Origin of the sequence: Rhodophyticola sp., assembly GCF_965284195.1 — a bacterium.
Lineage (GTDB): Bacteria > Pseudomonadota > Alphaproteobacteria > Rhodobacterales > Rhodobacteraceae > Rhodophyticola.
This window is the reverse complement of sequence record NZ_CBDIRM010000001.1, coordinates 2,124,455-2,150,932: the sequence shown is the minus strand read 5'-3', so window position 1 is coordinate 2,150,932 and position 26,478 is coordinate 2,124,455. Positions and strand designations below refer to the sequence as shown.

General features: G+C 66.8%; 24 protein-coding genes and 1 tRNA gene. 11 read left to right on the top strand and 14 right to left on the bottom strand.

Features of this window, described 5'->3' with window-relative positions:
* Window positions 1-29: 29 nt before the first annotated feature.
* Complete coding sequence (gene efp / locus ACQ651_RS10750) at window positions 30-593, bottom strand: elongation factor P (protein WP_121899637.1); 564 nt, start codon at window positions 591-593, stop codon at window positions 30-32.
* 224 nt (window positions 594-817) lie between these two features.
* Between efp and ACQ651_RS10745 the strand changes: the two genes are divergently transcribed.
* A complete protein-coding gene (locus tag ACQ651_RS10745; protein ID WP_121899636.1) occupies window positions 818-1,129 on the top strand; it encodes a DUF6280 family protein in 312 nt (103 codons plus the stop codon).
* A gap of 49 nt (window positions 1,130-1,178) precedes the next feature.
* Here ACQ651_RS10745 and ACQ651_RS10740 read toward each other — a convergent pair whose 3' ends face one another.
* A complete protein-coding gene (locus tag ACQ651_RS10740) occupies window positions 1,179-2,060 on the bottom strand; it encodes a LysR family transcriptional regulator (protein ID WP_430449254.1) in 882 nt (293 codons plus the stop codon).
* A gap of 108 nt (window positions 2,061-2,168) precedes the next feature.
* Here ACQ651_RS10740 and ACQ651_RS10735 point away from each other — a divergent pair, with 108 nt between their 5' ends.
* On the top strand, window positions 2,169-3,713 hold the full coding sequence (locus ACQ651_RS10735; RefSeq protein ID WP_430449253.1) for an NADH-quinone oxidoreductase subunit L: 1,545 nt from the start codon (window positions 2,169-2,171) through the stop codon (window positions 3,711-3,713).
* Between the two features lie 19 nt (window positions 3,714-3,732).
* On the top strand, window positions 3,733-6,177 hold the full coding sequence (locus tag ACQ651_RS10730; protein ID WP_430449252.1) for a YbcC family protein: 2,445 nt from the start codon (window positions 3,733-3,735) through the stop codon (window positions 6,175-6,177).
* 169 nt (window positions 6,178-6,346) lie between these two features.
* On the opposite strand, the gene ACQ651_RS10725 is transcribed toward ACQ651_RS10730, so the two are convergent.
* A tRNA-Leu gene (locus ACQ651_RS10725) sits at window positions 6,347-6,431 on the bottom strand.
* Window positions 6,432-6,727: 296 nt separating this feature from the next.
* Between ACQ651_RS10725 and ACQ651_RS10720 the strand changes: the two genes are divergently transcribed.
* Complete coding sequence (locus tag ACQ651_RS10720; RefSeq protein ID WP_430449251.1) at window positions 6,728-7,513, top strand: hypothetical protein; 786 nt, start codon at window positions 6,728-6,730, stop codon at window positions 7,511-7,513.
* Between the two features lie 68 nt (window positions 7,514-7,581).
* On the opposite strand, the gene ACQ651_RS10715 is transcribed toward ACQ651_RS10720, so the two are convergent.
* The 5 genes from ACQ651_RS10715 to ACQ651_RS10695 form a co-directional block, all read right to left on the bottom strand.
* Entirely contained in the window at window positions 7,582-8,121 is a 540-nt protein-coding gene (locus ACQ651_RS10715) for an adenine phosphoribosyltransferase (protein ID WP_121896860.1), read from the bottom strand.
* Window positions 8,122-8,207: 86 nt separating this feature from the next.
* Window positions 8,208-8,918 carry a DUF2927 domain-containing protein gene (locus ACQ651_RS10710; protein WP_375551807.1) on the bottom strand — a complete coding sequence of 237 codons (711 nt, stop codon included), beginning with the start codon at window positions 8,916-8,918 and terminating at the stop codon, window positions 8,208-8,210.
* 37 nt (window positions 8,919-8,955) lie between these two features.
* Entirely contained in the window at window positions 8,956-9,597 is a 642-nt protein-coding gene (locus ACQ651_RS10705; protein WP_430449250.1) for a LysE family translocator, read from the bottom strand.
* A gap of 101 nt (window positions 9,598-9,698) precedes the next feature.
* The gene (locus tag ACQ651_RS10700; protein ID WP_430449249.1) at window positions 9,699-10,571 is read right to left on the bottom strand and encodes an S-methyl-5'-thioadenosine phosphorylase; all 873 of its coding nucleotides are present in this window, start codon (window positions 10,569-10,571) and stop codon (window positions 9,699-9,701) included.
* A 237-nt stretch (window positions 10,572-10,808) separates the two neighbouring features.
* Window positions 10,809-11,915, bottom strand: coding sequence for an endonuclease/exonuclease/phosphatase family protein (locus ACQ651_RS10695; protein ID WP_227284920.1), 1,107 nt, complete (start codon window positions 11,913-11,915; stop codon window positions 10,809-10,811).
* Window positions 11,916-12,061: 146 nt separating this feature from the next.
* Between ACQ651_RS10695 and ACQ651_RS10690 the strand changes: the two genes are divergently transcribed.
* Complete coding sequence (locus tag ACQ651_RS10690) at window positions 12,062-12,556, top strand: hypothetical protein (RefSeq protein WP_227284919.1); 495 nt, start codon at window positions 12,062-12,064, stop codon at window positions 12,554-12,556.
* Here ACQ651_RS10690 and ACQ651_RS10685 read toward each other — a convergent pair.
* Complete coding sequence (locus tag ACQ651_RS10685; protein WP_227284918.1) at window positions 12,537-13,142, bottom strand: flavin reductase family protein; 606 nt, start codon at window positions 13,140-13,142, stop codon at window positions 12,537-12,539. The two genes, ACQ651_RS10690 and ACQ651_RS10685, sit on opposite strands and share 20 nt — an antisense overlap.
* Before the next feature lie 80 nt (window positions 13,143-13,222).
* On the opposite strand from ACQ651_RS10685, the gene ACQ651_RS10680 reads away from it, so the two are divergent.
* A complete protein-coding gene (locus tag ACQ651_RS10680; RefSeq protein WP_227284917.1) occupies window positions 13,223-13,705 on the top strand; it encodes a GNAT family N-acetyltransferase in 483 nt (160 codons plus the stop codon).
* A gap of 670 nt (window positions 13,706-14,375) precedes the next feature.
* Here the strand turns inward: ACQ651_RS10680 and ptsP are convergent.
* Complete coding sequence (gene ptsP, locus ACQ651_RS10675) at window positions 14,376-16,622, bottom strand: phosphoenolpyruvate--protein phosphotransferase (protein ID WP_430449248.1); 2,247 nt, start codon at window positions 16,620-16,622, stop codon at window positions 14,376-14,378.
* Window positions 16,623-16,699: 77 nt separating this feature from the next.
* Window positions 16,700-17,296 (bottom strand): TetR/AcrR family transcriptional regulator, encoded by a 597-nt coding sequence (locus tag ACQ651_RS10670; RefSeq protein WP_430449247.1) that lies wholly within the window; start codon window positions 17,294-17,296, stop codon window positions 16,700-16,702.
* Window positions 17,297-17,371: 75 nt separating this feature from the next.
* Here ACQ651_RS10670 and ACQ651_RS10665 point away from each other — a divergent pair, with 75 nt between their 5' ends.
* Both ACQ651_RS10665 and ACQ651_RS10660 read left to right on the top strand, forming a co-directional pair.
* Entirely contained in the window at window positions 17,372-18,001 is a 630-nt protein-coding gene (locus ACQ651_RS10665) for an NAD(P)-dependent oxidoreductase (protein WP_430449246.1), read from the top strand.
* A gap of 26 nt (window positions 18,002-18,027) precedes the next feature.
* Window positions 18,028-18,522 carry a DUF1772 domain-containing protein gene (locus ACQ651_RS10660; RefSeq protein ID WP_430449245.1) on the top strand — a complete coding sequence of 165 codons (495 nt, stop codon included), beginning with the start codon at window positions 18,028-18,030 and terminating at the stop codon, window positions 18,520-18,522.
* 37 nt (window positions 18,523-18,559) lie between these two features.
* Here the strand turns inward: ACQ651_RS10660 and ACQ651_RS10655 are convergent, their stop codons facing one another.
* A complete protein-coding gene (locus tag ACQ651_RS10655) occupies window positions 18,560-19,798 on the bottom strand; it encodes an aspartate kinase (RefSeq protein ID WP_227284913.1) in 1,239 nt (412 codons plus the stop codon).
* A gap of 114 nt (window positions 19,799-19,912) precedes the next feature.
* Between ACQ651_RS10655 and ACQ651_RS10650 the strand changes: the two genes are divergently transcribed.
* The gene (locus ACQ651_RS10650; protein ID WP_227284912.1) at window positions 19,913-20,884 is read left to right on the top strand and encodes a threonine dehydratase; all 972 of its coding nucleotides are present in this window, start codon (window positions 19,913-19,915) and stop codon (window positions 20,882-20,884) included.
* Window positions 20,885-21,106: 222 nt separating this feature from the next.
* On the opposite strand, the gene glmS is transcribed toward ACQ651_RS10650, so the two are convergent.
* The gene (gene glmS / locus ACQ651_RS10645) at window positions 21,107-22,918 is read right to left on the bottom strand and encodes a glutamine--fructose-6-phosphate transaminase (isomerizing) (RefSeq protein WP_430449244.1); all 1,812 of its coding nucleotides are present in this window, start codon (window positions 22,916-22,918) and stop codon (window positions 21,107-21,109) included.
* A gap of 5 nt (window positions 22,919-22,923) precedes the next feature.
* Window positions 22,924-24,270, bottom strand: a complete 1,347-nt coding sequence (gene glmU, locus ACQ651_RS10640; RefSeq protein WP_430449243.1) for a bifunctional UDP-N-acetylglucosamine diphosphorylase/glucosamine-1-phosphate N-acetyltransferase GlmU — start codon at window positions 24,268-24,270, stop codon at window positions 22,924-22,926.
* Between the two features lie 139 nt (window positions 24,271-24,409).
* Between glmU and ACQ651_RS10635 the strand changes: the two genes are divergently transcribed.
* Window positions 24,410-25,075, top strand: coding sequence for an HAD-IA family hydrolase (locus tag ACQ651_RS10635; RefSeq protein WP_430449242.1), 666 nt, complete (start codon window positions 24,410-24,412; stop codon window positions 25,073-25,075).
* 145 nt (window positions 25,076-25,220) lie between these two features.
* Complete coding sequence (locus ACQ651_RS10630; protein ID WP_430449241.1) at window positions 25,221-26,414, top strand: DegT/DnrJ/EryC1/StrS family aminotransferase; 1,194 nt, start codon at window positions 25,221-25,223, stop codon at window positions 26,412-26,414.
* Window positions 26,415-26,478: the final 64 nt, after the last annotated feature.

The following is a 26,478-nucleotide window of genomic DNA, read 5'->3' as shown; positions in this document are numbered from 1 at the left end:
TGCGCAGCGTTCGGCGCGCGCGCGCCGCGTCAGGCGCGTTCGGAGTACTCCATGGTTTCGGTGTTCACCACGATATCCTCGTCCTGCCCGACGAAGGGCGGAACCATGATTTTCACGCCATTGTCCAGAATCGCGGGCTTGAAGCTGTTCGCCGCGGTCTGGCCTTTGACCACCGGCTCGGTCTCCACGATCTTGCAGGTGACCTTCTGCGGCACCGTCGCGTTCAGCGCCTCGTCCTCGTAGAACTCCACGACGATGGTCATTCCGTCCTGAAGGAACGGGCGGCGATCGCCCAGAAGATCCGCGGGCAGCTCGATCTGCTCGTAGGTCTCGGCATCCATGAAGACAAGCATCCCGTCGGACTCATAGAGGAACTGCTGGTCCTTCTGTTCCAGACGTACCCGCTCGACCTTGTCGGCGGAGCGGAACCGCTCGTTCAGCTTTGACCCGTTGCGGAGGTTCTTCATCTCCACCTGGGCAAAGGCGCCGCCCTTGCCCGGCTTCACGTGATCGACCTTCACCGCGGCCCACAGCCCGCCATTATGTTCAAGCACGTTTCCGGGGCGAATCTCGTTTCCGTTTATCTTTGGCATCGTCTGAACCTTGTCAAAACCGTGGCAGAACCTTGCGAATTGGTTGATGCGACCTATATCTGGCGGCTTAGGGGGTGGCAATACACCGAGTTCAGTGCAGTTTTCCGCCGAGTGATGCGTCAGGTGCATATCACGTATGCAAATATTGCATCACAGAATCACACAAGAACTGGGCATAAGAGACGTCACGCCGAAAATGCAAGAGCAATAAAAAGGACGACGAAATGCGAGATTTCGTTGATGGCACCGCCTTCAACTTCGAACAGGGTCAACGGTCGCGCAAACTGTTTGCCGCCGTTGTGCTGGCTGCGTTGGATGACGCAATCGCCGACGACAAGAAGTATGGCAATGGCCCGGAACAGATTGCCCGCTGGGCCCGCTCCCGCGACGGGCGCGAGGTTCTGTCCTGTGCGGGCATCGACCCGAACGAACGGGTCGTGTCCGGGCTGATGGCCTTTGTCGGCAATGGTGTGCGGACATCCGTGGCGCTCAGCCGCGAGGAAAGCGAACGTCGGAACCAGGCCGAAGCTGCCTGATCCGGTCTGCCAATTGTATTGAAAAGCGCGTCCTTGGGGGGCGCGCTTTTCACGTTCGGGGGGTGTCCCGCAGGACGTGCGCCAGAAGCGGGTTGGGAAACTGCCGAGGCAGGGTGATCGCCCAGAAGGCTTCATGCAGGTCTTCCAGCTGTTCCGCTTCCACCAGAAGCCCCGCCTCCAGCTCGTCCCGGACCACGATCGGCGGCACGAGCGCCAGACCCGCATCCTCGCGGACCAGCAGGCGCAGCATCGCCATGTCATCGGCCTCCGCGGCGATCACCGGGGTCACGCCGATCCGGTCGCAGATCCGGTCGAACTGACTGCGAAGCGTGCTGCCTTCGGAGGGCAGGACAAGGGGCGTGTCGCGCAGGATATCGGCCACCGGGCGCCCCGCCGGCAGGCGATGGGGGTGGCCCACCAGCCGCACGGGCTGGTCGTCGATCCGGTGGCTGCGCCACGGGGTCGCCGCGTCATGGCGCGGCGCCTCGTTCAACAGCACCACATCCAGACGAAGCGCCTCCAGCTCCGCCAGCAACTCACCAAGCGACCCGGCGCGCAGAACCACCGAGACATCCGGCTGCCCCAACAGGGGCCGCAGGAAGGACAACTGGAAGTTCCGCGACAGCGTGGCCAGCGCGCCCACCCGCAGCACCTGCCGCGCCGCGCCGCGGCCGGCCAGCGTCTCCACCAGCTCGGTGCCCGCGTCGAAGGCCGTATCGGCGTAATCCAGCGCGATCCGGCCCGCCTCCGTCAGGTGCAATGCCCGCCCGCGCCGTTCGAAAAGCGCGTGGCCCAGCCTCTCCTCCAGAGTCTTGATCTGGGTGGAGACGGCGGATTGCGCCACGCCGAGGCTTTCCGCGGCACGGGTCAGGTTGCCTTCATGGGCCACGGCGTGGAAGGCGCGCAGATGGGTATAGTTGAGCTTTGCCATGAGTTCTAAAATATAGAACGTTATCGTAATAACAATATATTTTTCATCGCCATTGTGGATCGGTAAACCGTCCGGAACCGACACTTGCAATTTCAAGGATCCGTGCCGATGACTGCCCTTGCCTATCTCGCCCCTCTGGCCTTAATCGCCGCCGCGCTCATGGCGCTGACCGGTCCGGGCATGCGTCCCGCGCGGGCCATCGCGGTCACCAATATCGCCAGCCTCATCGCCCTGGTCACTGCCGGATGCGTTGCGGTGGCGGTCATGCTCAACGGCCCGATGACCAGCGCGCTGATCGGCGCGAACGGGCTGGGTCTGCAACTGCGGCTGGATGCGCTGTCGGCGGTCATGGTGCTGCTGGTCAGCTTCATCGGCTGGGTCGTTCTGCGCTACTCGCGCAACTACATGGACGGCGACGCGCGGCAGGGCCAGTTCATGGGCGGGCTGTCGCTGACCCTTGGCGCGGTGACGCTGCTGGTTCTGTCCGGCAATATCGTCCAGTTGATACTGGCCTGGATGCTGACCAGCCTGTCGCTCCACCGCTTGCTGATGTTCTATGGCGACCGGCCCATCGCGCGGCTTGCGGCCACCAAGAAATTCCTTTTCGCCCGGGTCGGGGATGTCTTCCTGATCGCGGCGGGCATCATCCTGTTCAACGGCTTCGGCACCGGAGAAATCGCCGTCATCGCCGGCGAGATACAGGCCGGGGAGATCCCGGCGGGGGCCACATGGGCCGCGGTTTTCCTCGCCGTCACCGCGCTTCTGAAATCCGCACAATTCCCCACCCATGGCTGGCTGACCGAGGTGATGGATGCGCCGACGCCGGTTTCCGCGCTGCTGCATGCGGGCGTGATCAATGCGGGCGGCTTTCTCGTGATCCGCTTTGCCGATCTATTCCTGGCCGCCGTGCCCGCCATGCATCTGCTTGCCATTGTCGGCGGGGTGACCGCCGCGCTTGCCTCGCTGGTGATGCTGGCGCAGACCTCGATCAAGGTCAGCCTCGCCTGGTCGACGGTGGCGCAAATGGGGTTCATGCTGCTGCAATGCGGTCTGGGGGCGTTCTCCGCCGCACTTCTGCATATCGTTGCCCATTCCCTCTACAAGGCGCATGCCTTCCTCGGCTCCGGCTCGGTCGTCGATCAGGCCCGCGCCAAGCTCGGCCATCGGCTGGCGCTGCCCAAGGCCTCAGATATGGGGCTGGCGATCGGCGTGTCGGCGGTTGCGGTCATCGGCATGGGCTGGCTCTTCGGCGTGACCTTGGAGACCAAACCCGCCCTTGTCGTGCTTGGCGCGATCCTGGTTCTGGGGCTGGCGCATCTTCTGGCCCTGTCGCTGGGGCAGCAGGCGCGCGGGCCGCTGGTGGCACGGGCGGCCCTCGCCGCGCTCAGCCTCTCGGCGATCTACTTCGCCCTGCAACTGGGAACCGAAATGCTGGTGGCCAGCGTGGTCCCCGAAACGGGCGCCGTCGGGTTCGGAACCGCGCTGATCATGGTGCTGATGCTGGCCATCTTCGCGGTGACGGCCTGGGTGCAGATCCGCGCCCCCGGCGCGCTGGCAGAAGGGCGCTGGCACAGCCTCGCCGTTCATCTGCGCAACGGCTTCTATGCCACCACCTATCTCAACCGGGCGCTCGCGCCGAACCTGAAAGCCTGAGCCGTTGGAGACCGAAGACATGACCCTGATCACCCCCATCACCGCAGACCTCACCTCCGACGCGATTGCAGGGGCCGCCGACATGGCGGGCCGTCGTCTGGCGCCGATCTGGCCGCTCAGCAGCTTCGTCGCGGTCAACCCGTTCCTCGGCCTCGCCGATCGCGGCATCGACGACGCGATGGCCTATGTCGCCAAGGTGTCGGGCGGGAAGATGGCCCTGCCACGGGCCCAGTATGCCGAGGCGATCGCCACCGGCCGGATCGCGCCCGAGGATCTGGACCACGCCGTGACCCAGATGCCCGACGTGGCGCGGGATGGCCGGGAACTGGCCACGCTGGCCGAGCAACCCGAGCCGGGCGCGCCGGAGATCTGGCAGACGATGGCCGATCTGGCGGCGGCGCAGACGGGGCAGGACTGGCCCGCGCTTGTCACCCAACAGATCGCGGGGTTCGCGGCCGCCTATTTCGATGGCGGGCAGGCCGCGTGGAAACCGACCTATGAGGGCGGTCTCTGGGGGGCGTGGAAAGCCGAGGCGGCCCTTGACCCGAGCGCCGAGATCATGGGCATCTCCGATGCGCGCGCCACAATCGCCAATCTGCCGGCAACCGCTGATGACGCACTTGTCTGGGCCACCCATGAGCTGGGTCTGTCCCATGAAGCGCTGGCCGACTACTTTACCCGGCTGCTCTACACCATCTCCGGCTGGGCCGGGCATGCGCGCTACAGGCTCTGGCAGGCCGAACTGGCGGGCGGCACGGAGACCAGCCTGCGCGATCTGCTGGCCGTCCGGCTGGTCTGGGAGGTTCTGCTGCTGCCCAAGGCAAGCCGCGGAACCTGGGAAGCGGCGAAGGCCGCCTATGTCGATGCCCCGAAGGCCGGGGCGGGCGACCGTGTCGCGCTGGCGCTTCAGATCGCCTATGAACAGGGCTGGCAGCGGCGCGTCTTCGTGGAGCTGGGTCAGGGCGCGCCCGCGCCTGCGGAGGACCGGCCCGCCGTTCAGGCCGCGTTCTGCATCGATGTCCGCTCCGAGGTGTTCCGCCGGGCCCTTGAAACCACCATGCCCGGGGTCGAGACCATCGGATTTGCCGGATTTTTCGGCGCGGCGCTGTCCTACCGCCCCCTTGGCGCGGCCGAGGCGACCGCCCGCTGCCCGGTCTTGCTGAGCCCGGCAGGCGAAGCGGCGGACGAGGCGAATGCGGACCTGGCGACAACCCGCCAGGGCCGGATCGCTGCCAAATCGGTCTGGACCCGGTTCAAGCAGGCCGCAGTTGCCAGCTTCGGCTATGTGGAGACGCTTGGCCTGACCTATGCGCCGAAGCTGCTGGCCCAATCGCTGCGCACCACAACGGCGCTGGGGCAGGGGCATGCGGGCCTGACCGCGGCCGAGGCTGCAACGCTTGCGCCCGCGCTCGACGCCATCCCGCCTGCCGATCGGGCCGCGACGGCGGCCACGATCCTTGGCGCGATGTCCATGGCCAAGGGGCCCTTCGCCCGGATCGTGATGCTGGCCGGCCATGGCGGGCAGTCGCTGAACAACCCGCATGCGGCGGGTCTCGATTGCGGGGCCTGCGGCGGCCATACCGGAGAGGCCAACGCCCGTCTGGTGGCGCGGCTGCTGAACGATCCGCAGGTGCGCGCCGAACTGCCGGAGCACGGTATCGACATGCCCGAAGACACGGTCTTCGTCGCCGCGCTGCACGACACCACCACCGACGAGGTCGCGCTGTTCGACACCGCCGCCCTCGTTCCGACCCATGGCGAGGATCTCCTGTCGCTGCAAAAGGCGCTGAGAGATGCGGGGGCGCTGGCCCGCGCCGAAAGGTCCAACCTGCTGTCGCTGGATGCCGGGCTGTCGCTGGATGCCGCAATCGCGGCACGGGCGCAGGACTGGTCGCAGGTGCGGCCGGAATGGGCGCTCGCGGGCTGTGCGGCCTTCATCGCGGCGCCCCGTCACCGGACCCGCGGCACCGATCTGGAAGGCCGGTCCTTCCTGCATTCCTACGACTGGCAGGCGGATGCCGAAAACGGCTATGGTGTGCTGGAGCTGATCCTGACCGCGCCCCTGGTCGTGGCCAGCTGGATCAACCTGCAATATTACGGCTCCTCCATGGACAACCGGGTGTTCGGCGCGGGCAACAAGGTGCTTCACAACGTCTCCGGCCTGGTCGGCGTGCTGGAAGGCACGGGTGGCGATCTGCGCCCGGGGCTGCCGTTCCAGTCGGTCCATGACGGGGAGCGTCTGATCCACGAACCGCTGCGCCTGTCCGCCGTGGTCGAGGCTCCGGTGGAGGCGATGAACGCGATCATCGCCAGGCATGACGGGCTGCGCGACCTGCTGGACAATGGCTGGGTGCATCTCTTCCAGATGGACGCCGATGGCAAGGTGGCCGAGCGCTATGTGGGCGACCTGAACTGGGAGCCGGTCGCAGGCGGCGCGGTGCAGACCCCGAGCGCCGCGGCCTGACAGGGCAGGGCGCGCGCGCCCGAGGTTGACAGGAAAACGGGGCATGGCGGGATCGCCATGCCCTTTTTCGTGGGCGATGCAGGTCGGCGCGTGCCCGCGCGCCTGCCGGATTTTCGGTGAAGGATCCCTTGCGGTTATCCCGCTGCCCGGGCGCGGTGAAAAGACGGTTTGGTGGCCGCTGTGGGACTCGAACCCACACGCCCGAAAGCCTCGGATTTTAAGTCCGGTCTGTCTACCAGTTCCAGCAAGCGGCCACGGGTGCAGGCATACAAGGCCCGCCCTGCGGCGTCGAGGGGGGGCGTGCGGCCCCCGTGCTGTCGGCCGAACGCATCTGCGCCCTGCCGGGGATGGCAGGGCGCAGCATTGTTTTGCAAGCAAACAGACCGGGCCCCCCTGGGAGAAGGCGCCCGTCAATGACTGTGCCGCAGATCCGTTAATCCAACGTTAAGCCTGACGTCGCAGTTTTCCGCCGATTTGCGACAGATCAAAGCGGGGCGGAGATGATCTTCGGATACTTGCGCCGGAAACGCGGCATTTGCCGGAGACCCCGATGGCCCGACACCGCCCAGAACTGCTGACCGTGACGCCGCCCATACTGGAGCGGTCCAGATTTGAGAATATCGACCGCGCCCTGGCGCTGAGCGGCCCGGTGATGTGCCGCGACTGGCTTCTGGCGCGGTTTCAGGAAGGCTTGCAGCTTCGCATGCTGCGTGCGCCCGATCAGGGGTTCATCGCGTTCACGCCGGGCCGCTCGGCCTGGACCCCGATCGACGGGGCCGGCGACGCGGTGGTGGTCCACGATCTTCGCGCGGGCCCGCAATCCATGGGTCCGGCCACCGTGCGCCGGCTTTGGGCGGCGGTGGAGGATTGGGCGCGTTTCTACGGGTTTGCGGCGGTTCTGGCCCAGAGCGGCCCGGCGCTTGGCCTGATCCCGCCGGAATTCGTGACCGGGCGGGGATATCATTGCCTGGACCGGACCGACGGCAACACGCGGCTCATGGGCAAGATCCTGCACGGCCCGATGTCGCTGCCCCGCCTGCCGCAGGACTGGACCCGGCGGGCGGCCTGTCTCGGGCCGGGGCTGGTCATCCAGAGCACCGGGCTGTCGGTGCAGCTTGAGGCCCGCGCGCAGAGCCTTCTGGACCGGGCGCGCAAGGCCGGCTTGGCCGCGCGTCACGACCGGTTGGAAACCGCCCATGCGGCCCGCACCCGCTCGGTCAGCCCGGTCGCGCTTTTCTCGGTGGTTCTGGACGGGGCGGTGATCCCGTCGGACGGGCTGTCGGAAATGCAGATCTGGTCTGCGATCCAGCGGCGGTCCGGTCCGGGCGACATCTGACACCTCAGGCGCCGGTGCCATACAGCCAGTCGGTCCGGGATTGCATCCAGGGGGCGCGGGCCGTCGCGCTAGTCGCCCTCGTAACTGCACAGCGCATGGACCGACATTCCCATCGCCTCCAGGCGCGCACGCCCGCCCAGATCGGGCAGGTCCACGACGAATGCCGTACCCATGACCTCGGCCCCCAGACGTTCGATCAGCTTGATCCCGGCCTCGGCGGTGCCGCCGGTGGCCAGCAGGTCATCGACCAGCAGGACCGTCTCGCCGGGGCTGAACGCGTCGTCATGGATTTCCACCGTGGCGCGGCCATATTCCAGCTCGTAATCCTGCGCGATGGTCCTGGCCGGAAGCTTGCCCGCCTTGCGGATCGGCACGAAACCCTTGGACAACTGATGGGCCACCGCGCCGCCCAGAATGAAGCCCCGCGCCTCCAGCCCGGCCACCTTGTCGATGCGTTGGCCGACGAAGGGCGCAAGCAGCTGATCGACGGCCAGACGAAACCCGCGCGGGTCCTGAAACAGCGTCGTGACATCGCGGAACATGATGCCGTCATGGGGGAAATTCGGGATCGTGCGGATGTAATCCTGCACCTGTTTGTGATCAAGCATCGGTTCAGCGGATCCTGTTTTGCCGGTGGCCACCCGGAGGAGTGTAGCGGGTTCGCACCTGTCGAACAGCCCTTATTGCCGCGCTGTCAGAACCGGGGGTAGTGGCGGCGCAGCGCCTCGGCATCCTGACCGCTCAGACGGGTGACGGAATTGCTCTCTTCCGAGAAGATCGAGCGGCGATAGACGGGAGAGGCGATATCGGTATGCAGGCCAAGGGCCTGTACCAGTTCTTCCAGAATCACGCTGGCGACCTCGCGGCGGCGGATGTCGCGGCTGATGGCGATGGCCGCGGCGGTGATATCGGGCCCGCGGGACCGCAGCGCGACGCGCCCGATGGAGATCGTGGCGCCATCCAGTTCGCTGTTGCCGGTGCCGCTGATCTGGCCGCCCTGGGAGGTGTCCAGCAGGTAGACCGGAATGTCGAAAGCGCCCTCATAGGCGCGTTCCAGAAACAGCCGCGCGCCGGAGGCGTTGACCTCGTCGATCGCGGCATCCAGCGCGGCATCGACCAGATCGAGCTTGTAATCGGGGAAACTCATGCCGACCCCCGCGATCCCGACGCGCAGGCGCAACTGGCGGTCGCGAGGCCAGCGGATCTGCGGCTTGGTGCACTCCGCATCCGGGGCCGCCCCGCAGGAGACGAGACGATAGAAATCATCGTCGCTGATGATCTCGGATACGGCGACGAATTCCTGTGCGGCGGCGGGCACGGGCAAGAGGGCGGCAAGAAAGGTGCGGCGGGTCAGCATGCGTTTGTGATGGGCGAGGGAGGCGGGCGTTTCAAGCGGTCCGGCCACCGGTCCGGGGCAAGTGTTGCAGCCCGGGCGCGCCTTGTCAGCCCTGCGCGCGGCGCAGCGTGGCGGTCAGCACGCCCATCCCGATCAGCATGGCGCCCCCCGCCCGGGTCAGCCAAGCGATGACGCCGGGCCGCCTCAGACGGGCGCGCAACTGGTCTGCCAGCAGCGCATAGGCCAGCGCATTGAGCGTCGCCAGACCCACGAAGCTGCCGATCAGAATGGCGAATTGCGGGATCAGCGGGCGCTCCGGATCGACGAATTGCGGAACGAAGGCGATGAAAAAGGCGATGGATTTGGGGTTGAGCGCGGTGACGGCGGCCGCATGGGAAAAGGTCTTTCCCGCGGTGATCTCCGCCGTCGCCGGCAGGTCGCCAAGGCCGCCCGGGCCACCCCGTCCCGCCGTGCGGATCAGCCGGACCCCCAGCCAGATCAGATAGACCGCGCCGACCCATTTCAGCACGGTGAAGAGAGTGGCCGAGGTCAGAACCAGGGCACCCAGCCCGGCCAGCGACGCGGTCATCGCCACGAGATCGCCAACGGCCACCCCCGCCGCGGTGGAGACCGCGACGCGGCGGCCCTGGCTGAGCGCGTAGGACAGCACCAGAAGCACGGTCGGCCCCGGGATCAGCAGGAGCGCGGTGGAGGCCGCGACGAAGGCCAGCCAGATCTCGAAACTCATCACCCGTCTCCTTTCGATGCCCGGCGCGTATCGGTGCGGGCCCTGTGGCGCGGTCAGAAGAGCCGACCGGGCCCGGGCCCGCAAGATCGTTCCGCATGATCCTACCCCAGAACCCGCCCCGCCACGGCATCGAGCTTGGCGAGCATGGCCGGATCGCGCGCTTCGGGCGCGGTCAGGATCGCATGTTCCAGCGCCCGGTCGCAGCCATGGGGGCAGGGCGCGCGCCGGGCGCCAAGCAGGCCCGGCAACCCGGCAACCAGCGCCCGCGCCTTGCTGGCATTGCCGGTCAGCGTGGCGATGATCTCGCTGATATCCACCGCGCCGTGATCGGGGTGCCAGCTGTCGTAATCGGTGATCATTGCGACGGAGGCATAACAAAGCTCCGCCTCGCGGGCCAGTTTGGCCTCGGGCATGTTGGTCATGCCGATCACGTCGCAGCCCCAGACATCGCGGTAGAGCCGCGATTCCGCCAGCGAGGAGAACTGCGGCCCCTCCATCGCCAGATAGGTGCCGCCGTCATGAACGGTGACCCCCGCATCCCGCGCCGCGCTGGCACAGGGCGCGCCAAGCCGGGGACAGGTGGGGTGGGCCACGCTGACATGGGCCACCAGACCGGGCCCGAAAAAGCTTTTCTCGCGCGCGAATGTCCGGTCGATGAACTGATCGACGATGACGAAATCGCCCGGCGCCATGTCCTCTCGGAAGGAGCCGCAGGCGGACACCGAGATCACATCCGTCACGCCCGCCCGTTTCATCGCGTCGATATTCGCCCGATAGGGAACGGAGGAGGGGCTGTGCACATGGCCCCGCCCGTGGCGCGGCAGGAACACCATCTTCACCCCCGCCAGACGGCCGATAAGCATCGCGTCCGACGGTGTGCCGAAGGCGCTGTCGATCCGCGTCCAGTCCGCGCCCTCCAGCCCGTCGATCTCGTAGACGCCCGAGCCGCCAATGACCCCGATCACCGTGTCCATGCCCATCCCCTTCTGCAAGCCAGCCGCAACAGGCTATCCGCGCGGCAAGGGGCGGGCAACCGGCCGCAGGCGCGGCGCGGCCCGGTGGCCCGTATTCACGCGCGCCGGGCGGAAAAATGACGCATGTCCTGATCAGAACTTGGGCGCTTCGGCGCGCAGCGCGGAGAAGTTGGGCGTGCCCGAAAGGCCGGTTCCGCGGCATCGGGCCCGGCCCGCGGAGTGCAGGCCACGCCGCGGTCAGCTTTCCTTCATCTCGGGCATCGGGTTCCAGTCGAAATAGGCGCGCACCAGCCCGTGATCGCTGGCCCCGATTTCCGCCAGTTCCGCCTTGCTTTCGCGGTTCAGGTGATCGTTGATCACCTCCGCCTCGCGAAAGCTCCATTGCCGCTTGCGGGCATGGTCGTAGAACTCCTCGGACACCATGATATGGTCGAGGCTTTCCATCTTGTTGCGGAAGATATGGGTGTAATAGACATGGCGGAGCGACCGGTACTGCTGCAATCGCTCCACGGCATAAAGCCCCGCATCGGAGCGGGATCCGGCAGTTGATTTCTCCTCCAGCCGGTAACCGGGCTGGCCCGAGATCATCTCGGTGGTGACCGACAGGCTGTCGTCATTCAGATCGCCCAGCACCACGACGGGGCTCAACGCCTCGCCCTTGATCTCGGCATCGAGCATCAGCCGCAGGGCGGCGGCCTCCATCACGCGGCGGATATGGGCCACCGCGCTTTTCACCACCGACCCGTGCAGGTCCAGCACCGGCGGCGCATCGCGGAAGGACAGGCGCGCGGGCCCTTTCGATTTCAGATGCGCCACGAAAAGCTGCACCGGCGGCGGTTTGGGGCGGGTGCCCGTAGGCTGGATCTGCGCGCGCAGCACCGGGCGCGAAAACTCCGAGATGGTGACGGTGATCTCTTCCTCGCTGCCCCAGACCTCGCGCAACCCGTCAAGCCGGAAGGTCTCGGGGAAGGCCGCGACCCATTCGGCGCTGCCCGCGATCAGCTGGCTTTTCCCGTCCTCGCCCCGCCGCACGGCCAGCGCCACCTGTGGACGGCCCTTGCCCGGCGCGTCGCGGGCGATGATGTCATACTGATCGCGCAGGCCCGCCGCCTCGAACGCCTCGATCAGCGCGGCGGCGGACCAGACTTCCTGAAAGCCGATCACCTCCGCATCCAGCAATTGCAGGGCCTGTGCGGTCCAGCGGATCTTGCGGGCATAGGCCTCCCGCCCGTCGGCGTCATCGGCAAGCGCGGGCTTGCTGCCATAGGTCATCTGGCCGGGCAGGGACAGGTTCAGCAGGTTGAAAGTGGCAAAGCTCAGATCGCGGCGATTGGTGCGGGGCAAGGGAAACTCCTTTCACGACGATAAAGGCAGTTTATCACACTCCCGTGTGTCACGCGCGTTACAGCCCGGCGCGGAATTGACATCCGGCCCGAAGCACTTACTTACCCTATGCAATAGTTAACAAAAAATCAGAGGTCTTCGGGCAGATGACCACCCGTATCGTTTCCTATTCCCGAACCGGGCGCAGCCGCGCGCTGGCCGAAGATCTGGCCAAGGCGCTGGATGGCGGGATATCCGAGATCGCATGCCCCCGCTACGGCGGTCCGTTCGGCTATCTGCGCGCCGGATATGACAGCTATTACAGCCGCTTGCCCGAAATCGACGTCGCCCCGCCGATCGGTCCCGCAAACTGGCTGGTGATCGTGGCGCCGGTCTGGGTGACACATCTGGCCACGCCGATGCGGCGTTTCATACAGGCGCACAGGCATCTGCCGCCGGTGGCCGGTGTCGCGGTGACCCGTGGCGGCCACGGCCTGCTTGATACGTTGCGCAAAGAGGTGGCCGCCGCGCGGCCCGGCTTCGACACGCCGCTTCTGACCCTGACCGGCAAGCCGGACGAACCGCGCGCCCGGAAATTCGCGGAGTTTGTCGAGGCCGTGCGCCTGGTGCAGAGCGCGCCGGCTAGCCTTCGGGCCGCTTGAGCGAAAACAGCTCCGTCACGCGGGTGTAATCCATGTAACCAAGCCGCGCGAGGGGCTGGAACCGGGTTACATCGAAGCGCCCGTCGACCACGCAATCATCGCGCAGATGCACGCCCGTCACCTCCCCGAAAATCACGAAATTCGCCTCCCCCGGCAAACGCACGATCTGGGTCAGCTGGCATTCCAGATTGGCGGGCGCGCCGGCCACGCGGGAACAGTCGATGGTGTCGCAATCCACCCGCTCCACCCCGGCCAGTGCGAATTCATCCGTATCCCGGGCCCACGGCCCCGACGACTGGTTCATCGCCTCCTTCGCGGCATACTCCACGATGTTCACGCAAAAGACGCCGGTGTCGCGGATGTTCGAAACGCTGTCCTTCGTGTCGCCCCGATCCGGTTTCGTCCCGGTCGACGCGAACATGACCTGCGGCGGCACATAGGCGACCGCGTTGAAAAAGGAATAGGGGGCCAGATTTTCCGACCCGTCCGCGGCACGGGTCGAAATCCAACCGATGGGCCTGGGGGACACGACGGCGTTGAACGGGTTATGGGGCAGGCCGTGGCCGTCTTCCGGTCTGTAGAACATGGATGATAAGCCTCTCTAATTTGGCAAAGACCTAACCTCGTGCTAGGGCCGGGACCAGAGGCAATTGAGCGGCAAGGCCGATGTTTTACCTGACCCGCGAAGACCCCGCCGACCGATGGGAGGTGGAGGCGCTTTACGATCTGTGCTTTGCGCCCGGGCGCGAGGCCTTGTCCAGCTATCGCCTGCGCGAGGGCATTCCGCCCGTGCGCGATCTCTGCCGCGTCGCCCGCGACGCCGATGGCATTCTGGCCGGTGCGGTGCGGTTCTGGCCGGTTCACGTGGGCCCGCGCGGGGCCGAAGCGCTGCTTCTGGGCCCCATTGCCGTGCATCCCACCCGCCAGGGGGAAGGGCTGGGCGCGGAGTTGATGCAAGATGGCTTGACGCGTGCCCGCGCGGCGGGCTGGCCGCGGGTGATGCTGATCGGGGATGCGCCCTATTACACCCGGTTCGGCTTCACGCGGCTCTGCGGGGTCGAGATGCCGCCGCCCACCAATCCCGACCGGGTGCTGGGGCTGGGCGACTGGGCCGGGGTCACGGGCGCCGTGAGCCCCTGGGCGCATTAACCGAAGCGAAGGATGTCCCGCGCTATGCTCGGCGCACCGGAGGGGCTGGCGTCTCTGCGCGGGCCTCTGCCGCGCGATTGCCTACCTCCTCAAACATGCGGAGATTGACAGCACATGACCATGAAAAGCCTTCCTCTCAACGCCTCGCTGGTGATTGCCAGCGCCTTCCTTTTGCCCCGCAAGACGGGCCGCAAATCCAAAGGCTCGCGCGGGTAGCCGCAACTCGCGGCGCTGCCCGCCGAACGGTGTTCCGGCAGGTCCGTCTCGACGGCCGCATTTCGCGGCACCGGATTTCGCGCGCGGCTAACCTTCCCTTAACCGGTTTCTGCTATTTCCGGATCCCGGTATACCAGACGCAAGCTTGGCACCCTTGCAATCCAGGGACGGTTTGAACCGCCTTTCCGAAGACAGCCCTGAAAGGGCCAAGGGATGGCAGCCTGAACCGCATGCACCAGGCCCCGGCATGATACCCGGGACCGCAAACCGCTCCGCCCTTTCCGGCGGCGCCGCCTTTCCGGCTGACGAGACGACCGGCGCGCCATGCGGACCGGTCGCGTTTCCTTCCGGACCATCCCCCGGCGCAATTGCCCGCCGGGTTTCCCGCCCCGAGATATCCCGATCCCGCAGGGTCCGCGCGCGTGTAGCCGCGCGTCGGCCTCCCCTCGTGGGCTCAGCCCTGTTGCCGGAACCAGTCCATCACCGCAGGTCGCACCGATTGCGCCCCGGTGGTGCGCGCCTCGTTGATGACGCTTCGCAACTCCCGCAGATCGACCCGTCTCAGCAGGCTCTTGACCGGCCCGATGGAGGCCGGGCGCATGGACAGGGTCCGCAGCCCCATCGCCCCGAAACACAACGCCTCGATCGGCCGGCCCGCATCCTCGCCGCAGAAACTGAGCGGGGTATCCGTATCGTCGCAGCGATGCACGATCTGTTCCAGAAAGGTCAGGAACGACACATTCAGCGTGTCATAGCGCCTGCGCACCCGCTCGTTCTCCCGGTCGGCGGCGAAGAAGAACTGTTTCAGGTCATTGCCGCCGATGGAGATGAAATCGGCCAGCTCGAAGAAATGCCTGGGCGCGAAGGCAAGGCTCGGCGTTTCCAGCATCGCGCCGATTTCCACCTCCGCGGGGAGCACATGGCCCAATGCCGCCTCCCGGTCGATCTCCCGCAGCAGGTGGTCGCGGGCCTGGGTGAACTCTTCGAATTGCGCGATAAACGGGAACATCACGGATAGCGGGCGCCCGTTTGCCGCGCGGATCAGCGCCTGCAACTGCATCCGCATCACGCCGGGCTTGTCCAGACCCACGCGGATCGCGCGCCAGCCGAGGGCGGGGTTCGGCTCGTCCTGCGGCTTCATGTAGGGCAGGACCTTGTCGGACCCGATGTCGAGCGTGCGGAAAATGACCCGCTTGCCCCCGGCGCTGTCCATGACCTTGGCATAGAGCTGCGCCAGTTCGCCCCGGCGGGGCACCTTGTTGCGGGTCAGAAACTGCAACTCGGTCCGGAACAGCCCCACACCCTCCGCCCCGGACGAGACCAGCGAGGGCAGATCGGCCATCAGGCCCGCGTTCATCTGCAGGCTGATCACCGTGCCGCATTTGGTTTCAGCCGGCTTATCGCGGATCGAGGCATAGCGCTCCTGCGCGGCGGCCATCATCGCGATCTTGTCGCGGAAGGCGGTGGCCACGGCCTCTTCGGGGCGCAGATGAACGATGCCCTGATCGCCGTCCACGAGGATCGGGTCGCCGTTCAGCGCCTCCGTGGTGATCCGCTTCGCGTTCACGACCAGCGGGATCGCAAGTGCGCGGGCGACGATCGCCGCATGGCTGCCAACCGAGCCTTCCTCCAGCACGACGGCCTTGAGCGAACGGCCGTAATCCAGCAGGTCGCCGGGCCCGATATTGCGCGCGACCAGCACCGGGCGGTCGGGCATCTGCGCCCCGGTCGCCCCCGCGCCCTGACCCGTCAGCAGCCGCAGCAGCCGGTTCGACAGATCGTCGAGATCCTGCAATCTTTCGCGCAGATAGGCATCGGGCACGGTTTCCATCCGGGCCCGGGCGGTGGATTGCTCTTTTTCCACCGCCGCCTCGGCGCTCAGGCCGCGGGCGATGTCCTCTTCCATCCGGCGCATCCAGCCGCGCGAATTGGCGAACATCCGGTAGGCCTCCAGAACCTGCGCCTGCTCGCCGTCGCCCTTGGGCGCATGGCTCAGCATCTCGTCGACGGAAACGCGCAACTGGTCCACCGCCTCGCGCAGCCGGATGCTTTCGGCATGGGGGTCCTCGGCGATGGGGTTCGTGACCACGACGCGGGGTTCATGCAGATAGACCACGCCTTCGGCCACACCTTCCTGCGCGCTGCCGCCACGGATCATGACCTGCTGCTGGTGGCGGGGCGACAGGGCCGCGCCTTCGCCCAGAAACGCGCCCAGTTCGGTCATTTCGGCGATCACCATGGCCACGACTTCCAGCGCGTAGATCTCATCGCCCGAGAACTCGCGCGCGTCCTTCGACTGCACCACCAGCACGCCCAGACGCTCCCCCAGACGCTGGATCGGCACGCCGAGGAAGCTGGAAAACCGTTCCTCCCCGGTTTCGGGCATGTAGCGGAAACCGGGTTCGGCAGGGGCGTTGGCGGTGTTGATCGGGCGGGCCCGGGCGGCGACGCGGCCCACCAGACCCTCGCCCATCCGCATCCGCGTGACGTGGACGGATTCCGGGGCCAGCCCTTCGGTCGCACAAAGCTCCAGCGTGCCCGGATCGCGCAGCAGATAGATCGAACACACCTCGGTTCCCATCGAATCCGCGATCAGATGGGTGATCCGGTCAAGCCGTTCCTGCCCCTCGCCGGCCTCGGCCAGAGTGGCCTGCAAGCGTCTGAGCAGCTTGCGGCTTTCGCTTTCGGTCTGTTCTGGCATGGGTTGGCCGCGCGTCCCCTCGGGTTCTGTCTCTCAGGCATAGCGCGCCGCGGGGGCTGGGCGCAACGGCGGAGGGGTTAATGCCCCCCGCCGTGCGGCGGGAGCAGGGCCGCCCGCGCCACCGCCTTCATCTCGGCCACATAGGCCTCCTGCGACCAGCCGCACTCAAGGCGCAGAAGTTCCCAGCCGCGCACGGAAAGCAGGGTCCAGAGCAGATCCGTGGCCTGATCCTCGCCATAGCGCGGGTTCAGATCGCCGTCGCGCGCCAGCATCCTCACCGCGGCCTCGCAGCCTTCGCGCATCGCGGCCATCCGGTTCGTCCATGCGGTCGCGGCCTCCGCGTCGCTGTCGCGCATCGCCAGAAGCGCCCGGGCCACGCCGTAAACCTCGGGGATGTGGTTGCCCCAGGCCTCGATATAGGCGTCCAGCCGTTCGGTGCCGCGCCGCGCGCTCCGGCTGGCGGCAAGCTTGGCATCGGTGTCGCTGATCTCATCGAGATAGCGGGTCGCCGCGATCAGCAGATCGGCGCGATTGGGAAAATGCAGATAGAGCGCCTGACGGCTGATCCCGGCGGCCTTGGCGATATCGGACATCCGCACGGCAGTGCCGGATTCCAGCAGCGCCAGAGCGGCCTTCAAGATGCGGGTTCGGGTGTCTTCGTTTTTGCTTGACATGATGTAAAGTCACCGATTATTGACACGGTGTCAACTTGACATGATGTCAAGTGAATTGATCCAGGAGAATAAGACATGAATGTGATTGTAATCGGCGCCACGGGACGCATCGGGCGGCTCGCGGTGGAGCAAATTCTGGCAGCCGGGCACCGGGTGACGGCCTTTGCCCGGCATCCGCAGACCCTTGCGCTCGACGATCCGAACCTGACGCTTGCGGCGGGCGATGCGCTGGAGGAGCAGGCGGTTCTGGATGCGGTGAAAGGCCATGACGCGGTTGTCGTCACGCTGGGCGCGGGCAGTTCGCGCAAATCCGTGATCCGCTCGCAGGGAACGCTGAACGTGATCCGGGCGATGCAGAGCCATGGTGTGCGCCGGCTGATCTGCCAGTCGACGCTGGGCGCCCATGAAAGCTGGAGCAACCTGAATTTCTTCTGGAAGCGGATCATGTTCGGCCTGCTTCTGCGGCCGGTCTTTCTGGACCATGAATTGCAGGAAACCCTGGTCCGGGCCAGCGGGCTGGACTGGACCATCGTGCGCCCCGGCGCCTTTAGCGACGGGCCCGGAACGGGCCTCTACAAGGAAGGGTTTTCGCCGCAGGAGCGGGGGCTGCGCCTGAAGATCGCGCGCGCCGATGTCGCGGGCTTTCTCGCCCGCCAACTGGGTGACCGGCGGTATCTGCACGAGGCGGTGGCGATTTCGAACTAGAGCCTGTGAAGGGAAGGAGACAGACGATGTTCGAGACATGGATTATCTGGGGGCTTGCCGCGGCCTCGCTGGCAAGCGGTCTGGTGGCGGGCGTCTTCCTGAGTTTTTCGGATTTCGTGATCCGTTCCCTCGTGGCGGCGGAGCCCGCGGCGGGTGCGCGGGCAATGCAGCATATCAACCGCGAGGTCTATCGCACGGTCTTCCTGACGCTGCTTCTGGGGCTGGTGCCGGTTTCGGCGCTGATCCTGGTCTATGGCGTGACGATGCAGGGCGGCGCGGTGGCCGCGTGGCTGATCGGGGCGGCGGGTCTGTACCTGCTGGGCGGTTTCGGCGTGACCGCGCTGGGCAACGTGCCGATGAACCGCAGGCTCGACGCGATGGCGCTGGGCGGATCGGAGGCGCGGGCCTATTGGCCGGCCTATGCCAGCCGCTGGACCCGGTGGAACCACATCCGCGCGCTGGCGGCTTTCGGCGCATCGCTGGGATATCTGGTGGCGGCGCTTCTTCTGCAAGGCGGCTGAGCGGCGCGCCGCCGCCCGGCGTCGCCGCCGTGGGGCATCAGGCGGCGCGTTCGAGCCCGAACGCGTCGTGCAGCGACTGGACCGCCAGTTCCATGTATTTCCGGTCCACCAACACGCTGACCTTGATTTCCGACGTGGTGATCACCTTGATGTTGATCCCCTCGTCACGCAGCGTGGAGAACATTTTCGCAGCCACGCCCGCATGGCTCCGCATGCCGATGCCCACGATCGAGACCTTGCAGACATCGGTGTCGGCGACCAGATCGTGGAAATTGATCTCGCCGCGCTCCTGCGCGTCGGTCATCGCCTTTTCGGCCCGTTTCACCTGATCGGTGGGGCAGGAAAAGGTCATGTCGGTGCGGCCCTCTTCGGCGATGTTCTGCACGATCATGTCCACGTTCACGCCTGCCTCGGCCAGCGGCCCGAAAATGGCCGCGGCGATGCCGGGCCGGTCGGCGACCGAAACCAGCGTCATCTTTGCCTCGTCCCGGGAATAGGCGACGCCGGCGACAACATTGCTCTCCACGATATCCTCCTCCGAACACACCAGCGTGCCCGCGTTTTCGTCATTATCCTCGAAGCTCGACAGCACCCGCAGGCGCACATTGTAGCGCATCGCCAGCTCGACCGAGCGGGTTTGCAGAACCTTCGCGCCAAGCGAGGCAAGCTCCAGCATCTCCTCGAACGCGATCCGGTCCAGCTTGCGCGCCTTGGACGTGATCCGCGGATCGGTGGTATAGACCCCGTCCACATCGGTGTAGATGTCGCAGCGTTCCGCCCCGAAGGCGGCGGCGAAGGCGACGGCCGTGGTGTCGGACCCGCCGCGCCCGAGCGTGGTGATCCGGCCCTCGTGGCTGATCCCCTGAAAGCCCGCGACGACGGCCACCTTCATGCCTTCGGCGAACTTGGCCGTGATGTTGCCGGTCTGGATCTCCTCGATCCGGGCGGAGGCATGGGCGGAGGTGGTTTTCAGCGGCACCTGCCAGCCCTGCCAGCTTCGCGCCGGGACATCCATTTCCTGCAGCGTGAGCGCCATCAGCCCGGCGGTGACATTCTCGCCCGAGGACACCACGGCATCGTATTCGCGCGCGTCGAAAAGCGGCGAGGTCTCCTCGACATAGCCCACCAGCTTGTTGGTCTCGCCCGACATCGCGCTGACGATGACGATCACGTCATAGCCATTGGCCACCTCGCGGCCCACGCGCTTGGCGGCGCGGCGGATCCGGTCCAGCGTGGCGACCGATGTGCCGCCGAATTTCATCACCAGTATGGGCATGTGTCCTGCGCCCCGTCCCTTCCAAGGTTCCGGGCGGGTCATACGGGCGGCGTGGCAGGCTGACAAGGGGCGGATGTGTCGCTAGGCTCCGCCGGAAGCAGCGGAGGCGATACGATGAAACTGACGGTGGACGACCTGAACGCGGCGGCCGATCTGGTCTACACCCAGATGCGGCCCACCGCGCAATATGCCTGGCCGCAACTGGCCGCGCGGACGGGCGCTGAGGTCTGGGTGAAGCATGAGAACCACACGCCCACGGGTTCGTTCAAGGCGCGCGGCGCGATCACCTTCATCGACTGGGTGCGGCGCGCCCATCCGGATGCGCGCGGGATCTGCACCGCCACGCGGGGCAATCACGGGCAGGGGCAGGCGCGGCAGGCGGTGGCGGCAGGGCTGACCGCCAAGGTCTATGTGCCCCACGGCAATTCGGTGGAGAAAAACGCCGCCATGCGGGCCTTCGGCGCCGAGGTGATCGAATTCGGTGCCGATTTCGACACCGCCCGGGAGGAGGCGTTTCGCGTGGCCGATGCCGAAGGTCTGGTCATCGTGCCGCCGTTCCACCCCGAAATCGTGCGCGGCGTGGCCACCTACGCCTATGAATTGCTGAGCGCGGTGCCGGATCTGGATACGATCTATGTGCCGGTCGGCTGCGGCTCGGGCATCTGCGGGAACATTCTGGCCCGAAATGCCCTCGGCCTGAAAACGGAGATCGTGGGGGTCGTGTCCGACCGGGCCGATTGCGTGAAGCAATCGGTGGAGGCCGGTCGCCTGATCGAGACCGGGGGCGCCGCCACATTCGCCGACGGCATGGCGGTGCGTGTGCCGGTGAAAGAGGCGTTCGAGATCTATTCCGAAGGGGCCGCGCGCATCATCTCGGTCAGCGATGCCGAAGTGGCGGAGGCGATCCGCATCTATTACCGCGACATTCACAACCTTGCGGAAGGCGCGGGCGCGGCCCCGCTGGCCGGTCTGATGCAGGAGAAGGAGCGGATGAACGGCAGGAAGGTGGCGGTGATCCTGTGCGGCGGGAACATCGATACGGAATGGTTCCTGACCGTGCTGGGCGGCGGCGTGCCGCAGGTCTGACAGGATCCGCTGAAAAGGCATCCTTGCTTCCCGCGGCCATTTCCCGGGGCGATGAACCACGCGATCAACTGAGCTCTCCGGTCCTTCTTCTGGTCGGAAATACCGCCGCCGGAGGCATTGAATCCTGTAGCGCCGGCCCCGGCAACAGGCGCGCGGGCTCCGTCTGCGCGACCAGTTTCAGCCGGCCCCCCTGACCGCGCGCGGAGATCCCTTTCTCGGGCGTCATTCCACCGTCACGGATTTCGCCAGATTGCGCGGCTGATCCACATCCGTGCCTTTGTGAAGTGCGGTGTGATAGGCGATGAGCTGCGCCGGGACGGCATAGAGCAGCGGCGCGAAGATCGGATCCACCTGCGGCATGGTCAGGGTCTTCCAGACCCCGTCCGAGGCTGCCGCCGCGCCCGGTTTGTCGGTCACCAGCCAGACGCGCCCCTCGCGCGCCATGACCTCCTGCATGTTGGAGACGGTCTTGTCGAACAGCGCGTCGCGGGGGGCGAGCACGACTACGGGCACGGTCTTGTCCACCAGCGCGATGGGCCCGTGTTTCAGCTCTCCGGAGGCATAGCCTTCGGCATGTATGTAACTGATTTCCTTGAGTTTCAGCGCACCTTCAAGGGCCATGGGAAACATCGGGCCGCGCCCGAGAAAAAGGATCGTCTGCGCGCGCGCAAGGGCCCGGGTGCCGCGCCTGATCTCGTCTTCCAGCGCCAGCGACTGATTGATCAGCGCCGGCAGGCTGCGCAGGGTGTGCAGCAGCTCCGCCTCGCGCCGGGCGTCGATCCGGCCTTTCTGGCGTGCCGCGAGAATGGCCAGGTTGGCCAGCACGCCCAACTGGCAGAGAAACGCCTTGGTCGAGGCGACCCCGACCTCGACGCCGGCCAGGATCGGCAGGGCCAGATCGCTTTCGCGCGCGATGGAGCTTTCGGCCACATTCACGACCGACAGGATATGCGCGGCCTTGCCCGTCGCATAGCGCAGGGCGGCCAGCGTGTCGGCGGTTTCGCCCGACTGGCTGACGAACAGAGCGGCCGCCCGCTCCGAGACGGGCGGTTCGCGGTAGCGGAATTCCGATGCGATATCGACATCGCAGGGCAGGCCGGCCAGTTGCTCGAACCAGTATTTCGCCACCAGACAGGCGTAATGGGCGGTGCCGCAGGCAACCAGGATCAGCCGATCGGTCCGGGAGAAATCGACGCTGCCCTCGGGGATGGTCACGGCGTCGCCGGGGGCGTAATGGGTCAGGCAGTCGGCCAGAACGGTGGGCTGTTCGAAAATCTCCTTGGCCATGAAATGGCGGTGTCCGCCCTTGTCGATCTGGGCGGATTTGGAGGAGATCTCGCGCAGATCCCGGTTCGCGCGGCGGCCTTCGGCATCGAAGATCTCGGCCCCTGCGCGGGTGACGAAGGCGTAATCCCCTTCCTCCAGATAGGTGATCCGGTTGGTCATCGGCGACAGCGCGATGGCGTCGGAGCCCACGAACATCTCGCCATCGCCATAGCCGATGGCCAGCGGAGAGCCCTTGCGCGCCGCGACGATCAGATCCTCCTCGCCCTCGAACAGGAAGGCCAGCGCAAAGGCCCCCTCCAGATGCTTGAGCGTTTCCGCCGCGGCCATCCGGGGGGTCATGCCCTCGTCCAGAAAGCTCTCGCAGAGATGGGCGACGGTTTCGGTGTCCGTCTCGCTCTCGAAGGCCGCGCCCTTGAGCCGGTCGCGCAGGTCGCGGAAGTTTTCGATGATGCCGTTATGGACCACCGCAACCCGGCCCGTGCGATGGGGATGGGCATTGGCGACACTGGGGCCGCCATGGGTCGCCCATCTTGTGTGTCCGATCCCGGATTTGCCGGGCAGGGGCTCGTGAACCAGAAGATCGGAGAGGTTGACCAGCTTGCCCACGGCGCGCCGCCGGTCCAGCGCGCCGTCCTGCACCGTGGCGATGCCGGCGCTGTCATACCCGCGATACTCCAGCCGTTTCAGGGCCTCGACCAGAATGGGCGCAACCTCGTGATCGCCAAGCACACCGACAATGCCGCACATGGTTGCTACCCCTTTTTTCCGGCTTTGATGGCGCGGAGCCGGGCCATCAGCTTGGTGGCCAGTCCCGGCTTGTTGACCTGCGTGCCGCGCGCAAGCGCAAGCGCGCCCGCCGGCACATCTTCGGTAATCACCGAGCCCGAGGCTGTCATCGCCTCCTCGCCGACGCTGACCGGGGCGACCAGCATCGTGTTCGACCCGATGAAGGCGCGCGCGCCGATCTGCGTCTCGTGCTTCATGACCCCGTCATAGTTGCAGGTGATGCTGCCCGCGCCGATATTGCTGCCCTCGCCAAGCGTGGCATCGCCGATATAGCTGAGATGATTGACCTTGGCGCCCTCGCCGATCCGGGCTTCCTTCACCTCGACGAAATTGCCGACCCGCGCGCCGTTGCCAAGCTCCGCCCCGGGGCGCAGGCGCGCATAGGGCCCGACGGTGGCCCCGGCGCCCACATGGGCGCCCTCCAGATGGGAAAAGGCGCGGATCCGCGCGCCGGATTCGACGGTGACGCCGGGGCCGAAGACCACGTTGGGCTCCACCTCCGCATCGCGCCCGATCTCGGTGTCATAGGCGAAAAACACGGTTTCTGGAGCGGTGAGCGCCACGCCGGCCTCCAGCATCTCGGCGCGTCTGGCGGCCTGAAACAGCGCCTCCGCCCGGGCCAGCGCGGCGCGCGTGTCGATGCCCAGTGTTTCGCGTTCCGCCGCGCGGATCGCGGTGGCGGAGAGCCCCGCCGCCGCGGCCAGCGCGGGGATGTCGGTCAGATAGTATTCGCCTGCCGCATTGTCGTTTTCGACCTTCTTCAGAAGGCCGGTGAGCGTTGCGGCATCGGCGGCCAGCAGCCCGGAATTGCAGAAGGAAATGGCCAGCTGCTCGGGCGTGGCATCCTTGGCCTCGACGATCCGGACCAGCCGGTCATCCTCCATCAGCAGGCGGCCGTAGCCACCGGGCTCGGCGGCCTCGAAGCCCAGAACCACGATGTCGTGGCTCCGCCGCGCGGCCAGCATCGCGCCAAGCGTTTCGGGCCGGATGAAGGGCGTGTCGCCGTAGAGCACGATCACGTCGCCGGCGAACCCGTCCAGCGCCGGGGCGGCCTGCAGAACCGCGTGGCCGGTGCCCAGCTGCTCTGTCTGGCGGACGCAGATGGCCGATGCATCGAACGCGGCCACCGCCGCCTCCACCTGCTCGGCGCCATGGCCCGTCACGACCACGACCCGCTCGGGGGCCACGGCGGCGCCCGCGCGCATCGCATGGGCGATCAGCGGCGCGCCCGCGATCCGGTGCAGCACCTTGGGCATTTCGGAGTTCATCCGCGTGCCTTGACCGGCAGCAAGGATTACAAGGGCTGTGGGCATGGGCCTGTCCGATTTGTTTTTGGTCTTGTGACCCCGGTATTATCCATGCCACCCCGTCGCGCAAGGACGGCGTGGGTCAATTCGGCCTACGGTTCATTTCAGGCGCAGGCGGAAACCTGCCGAAAGACGGGGGACCACGATGCGCTGTGTGATCTTCGATCTGGACGGGACGCTGGCGGATACGTCCGGCGATCTGATCGCGGCCGCGAACGCCGCGCTGAAGGCTTTGGGTCACCCGCCGCAACTGGTGCCGGGGCAGGATGACGCCACCGCGTTTCGCGGCGGGCGGGCGATGCTGAAGCTGGGCTTCGAGCGGCTGGGCATCACCGGTCCCGCCGCCGATGTGGACGAAGGCTACCCGGTCCTGTTGCGGGCCTATGGCGCCGCCATCGACACCCACACCACGCTCTACCCCGGCGCGATGGCGGCGGTCGACCGGCTGCGCCGCGACGGCGTGGCGGTAGGGATCTGCACCAACAAACCCCAGGGGCTTGCCGAAACGCTGATGACCCGGCTGGGGGTCCGTGACAGTTTCGCCTCGCTGGTGGGCGCCGACACGCTGCCGGTGCGCAAGCCCGATCCCGCGCCCTATCTGCTGGCGGTGGAGCGTGCCGGGGGCGACCCGGCCCGGTCGCTTCTGATCGGCGATACCGAGACCGACCGGAAAACCGCCCGCGCCGCGGGGGTGCCCTGCGTTCTGGTGACGTTCGGCCCCGATGGCCGCGGCGTCAACGCGCTTGCGCCCGAGGCGTTGTTGGAGCGCTACGACGATCTGGACCGCATCGTAAGCCGCCTGATCGCCTGACCGCGCGGCGGGCACACGCCTTGCCCGACAGGGCCGGGAGATGCTCCCGGCGCCCGAACTTACCCCGATCAAAGGCCTCGCGCAGGCCTCTCGGGCGCGCTGCTTGGGATTGACGCCGACGCGCTGTCGCCTAAACCTGCCGGGTATGGACAAGCTCATCTTCACCGGCAGTTTCACGCAACAGGAGCCAATCCCCGAGGCGGGCATCGAGGCCGCGCTGAAGGTGCTGCGCCACGGGCGTCTGCATCGCTACAACCTGAAGCCCGAAGAAGCGGGGGAAACCGCGCTTCTGGAGGAGGAGTTCGCGGCCTTCACCGGAGCCAGATACGCTTTGGCCGTCGCCTCGGGCGGGTATGCCATGGGCTGCGCGTTGCGCACGCTTGGCGTGGGCCCGGGGGACAAGGTCCTGTCGAACGGGTTCACTCTGGCCCCCGTTCCCGGCGCGATTGCCAGCCTCGGCGCGGTGCCGGTTTTCGTGGAGACCACCGAAAGCCTCACCATCGACCTGCCCGATCTGGCGGAAAAGGCCGCCAGTTCCGGCGCGCGGGTGCTGCTTTTGTCCCATATGCGCGGGCATATCTGCGACATGGGTGCGCTGATGGAGATCTGCGACCGCGCAGACATCGCGGTGGTGGAGGATTGCGCCCACACCATGGGCGCGGAATGGGATGGCGTGCCATCGGGGCGTCACGGCGTGTTCGGCTGCTACTCGGCGCAGACCTACAAGCACATCAATTCCGGCGAGGGCGGGCTGCTGGTGTCCGACGATGCGGAGCTGATGGCGCGCGCGATCATGCAATCCGGCAGCTACATGCTCTATGGCCGCCATCGCGCCGCGCCCCCGGCGGAGGTTTTCGAACGGGTGAAATATGTCACCCCCAATATCTCGGGCCGGATGGATAATCTGCGCGCCGCGATCCTGCGGCCGCAACTGGCCGATCTGCCGGCGCAGGTGGCGCGGTGGAACGCGCTTTACCAGACGGTGGAGGAGGGGCTGCGCAACACGCCCGGCCTGCGGGTCATCGAGCGCGATCCGCGTGAACGGTTCGTGGGCTCGTCGATCCAGTTCCTTCTGCCCGGCGCGACGCCCGAAACGATCGGGCAGGTTCTTGCGGGATGCCTTGCGCGCGGCGTGGAGCTGAAATGGTTCGGCGCGGCCGAGCCCGTGGCCTTCACCTCGCGCTACGACAGCTGGCGCTATGCCCCGGCGCAGCGCCTGCCGCGAACCGATGCGGTTCTGGCCGGGCTGATGGACATGCGTCTGCCGCTGACCTTTTCGCAAGAGGATTGCAGCCTGATCGCGTCGATCATCCGCGACGAGGTCCGCGCGGCGGCGTGATCTGCGTGATCTGCGGGCCGCGCGGGAGCGGCGATACGTTTTGACTCGCGAGGTTTGCTGCGCT

Bases quoted from the DNA above. Each gene is read 5' to 3' on its own strand.
- ACQ651_RS10740 (WP_430449254.1), bottom strand. From the start codon at position 2,060: ATGGCAAAGCTCAACTATACCCATCTGCGCGCCTTCCACGCCGTGGCC.
- ACQ651_RS10630 (WP_430449241.1), top strand. From the start codon at position 25,221: ATGGACAAGCTCATCTTCACCGGCAGTTTCACGCAACAGGAGCCAATC.
- ptsP (WP_430449248.1), bottom strand. From the start codon at position 16,622: ATGCCAGAACAGACCGAAAGCGAAAGCCGCAAGCTGCTCAGACGCTTG.
- ACQ651_RS10685 (WP_227284918.1), bottom strand. From the start codon at position 13,142: ATGTTCTACAGACCGGAAGACGGCCACGGCCTGCCCCATAACCCGTTC.
- glmS (WP_430449244.1), bottom strand. From the start codon at position 22,918: ATGTGCGGCATTGTCGGTGTGCTTGGCGATCACGAGGTTGCGCCCATT.
- ACQ651_RS10730 (WP_430449252.1), top strand. From the start codon at position 3,733: ATGACCCTGATCACCCCCATCACCGCAGACCTCACCTCCGACGCGATT.
- ACQ651_RS10720 (WP_430449251.1), top strand. From the start codon at position 6,728: ATGGCCCGACACCGCCCAGAACTGCTGACCGTGACGCCGCCCATACTG.
- ACQ651_RS10735 (WP_430449253.1), top strand. From the start codon at position 2,169: ATGACTGCCCTTGCCTATCTCGCCCCTCTGGCCTTAATCGCCGCCGCG.
- ACQ651_RS10665 (WP_430449246.1), top strand. From the start codon at position 17,372: ATGAATGTGATTGTAATCGGCGCCACGGGACGCATCGGGCGGCTCGCG.
- ACQ651_RS10670 (WP_430449247.1), bottom strand. From the start codon at position 17,296: ATGTCAAGCAAAAACGAAGACACCCGAACCCGCATCTTGAAGGCCGCT.
- ACQ651_RS10700 (WP_430449249.1), bottom strand. From the start codon at position 10,571: ATGGACACGGTGATCGGGGTCATTGGCGGCTCGGGCGTCTACGAGATC.
- ACQ651_RS10715 (WP_121896860.1), bottom strand. From the start codon at position 8,121: ATGCTTGATCACAAACAGGTGCAGGATTACATCCGCACGATCCCGAAT.
- ACQ651_RS10705 (WP_430449250.1), bottom strand. From the start codon at position 9,597: ATGAGTTTCGAGATCTGGCTGGCCTTCGTCGCGGCCTCCACCGCGCTC.
- ACQ651_RS10655 (WP_227284913.1), bottom strand. From the start codon at position 19,798: ATGCCCATACTGGTGATGAAATTCGGCGGCACATCGGTCGCCACGCTG.
- ACQ651_RS10650 (WP_227284912.1), top strand. From the start codon at position 19,913: ATGAAACTGACGGTGGACGACCTGAACGCGGCGGCCGATCTGGTCTAC.
- efp (WP_121899637.1), bottom strand. From the start codon at position 593: ATGCCAAAGATAAACGGAAACGAGATTCGCCCCGGAAACGTGCTTGAA.
- ACQ651_RS10745 (WP_121899636.1), top strand. From the start codon at position 818: ATGCGAGATTTCGTTGATGGCACCGCCTTCAACTTCGAACAGGGTCAA.
- ACQ651_RS10680 (WP_227284917.1), top strand. From the start codon at position 13,223: ATGTTTTACCTGACCCGCGAAGACCCCGCCGACCGATGGGAGGTGGAG.
- ACQ651_RS10660 (WP_430449245.1), top strand. From the start codon at position 18,028: ATGTTCGAGACATGGATTATCTGGGGGCTTGCCGCGGCCTCGCTGGCA.
- ACQ651_RS10690 (WP_227284919.1), top strand. From the start codon at position 12,062: ATGACCACCCGTATCGTTTCCTATTCCCGAACCGGGCGCAGCCGCGCG.
- glmU (WP_430449243.1), bottom strand. From the start codon at position 24,270: ATGCCCACAGCCCTTGTAATCCTTGCTGCCGGTCAAGGCACGCGGATG.
- ACQ651_RS10635 (WP_430449242.1), top strand. From the start codon at position 24,410: ATGCGCTGTGTGATCTTCGATCTGGACGGGACGCTGGCGGATACGTCC.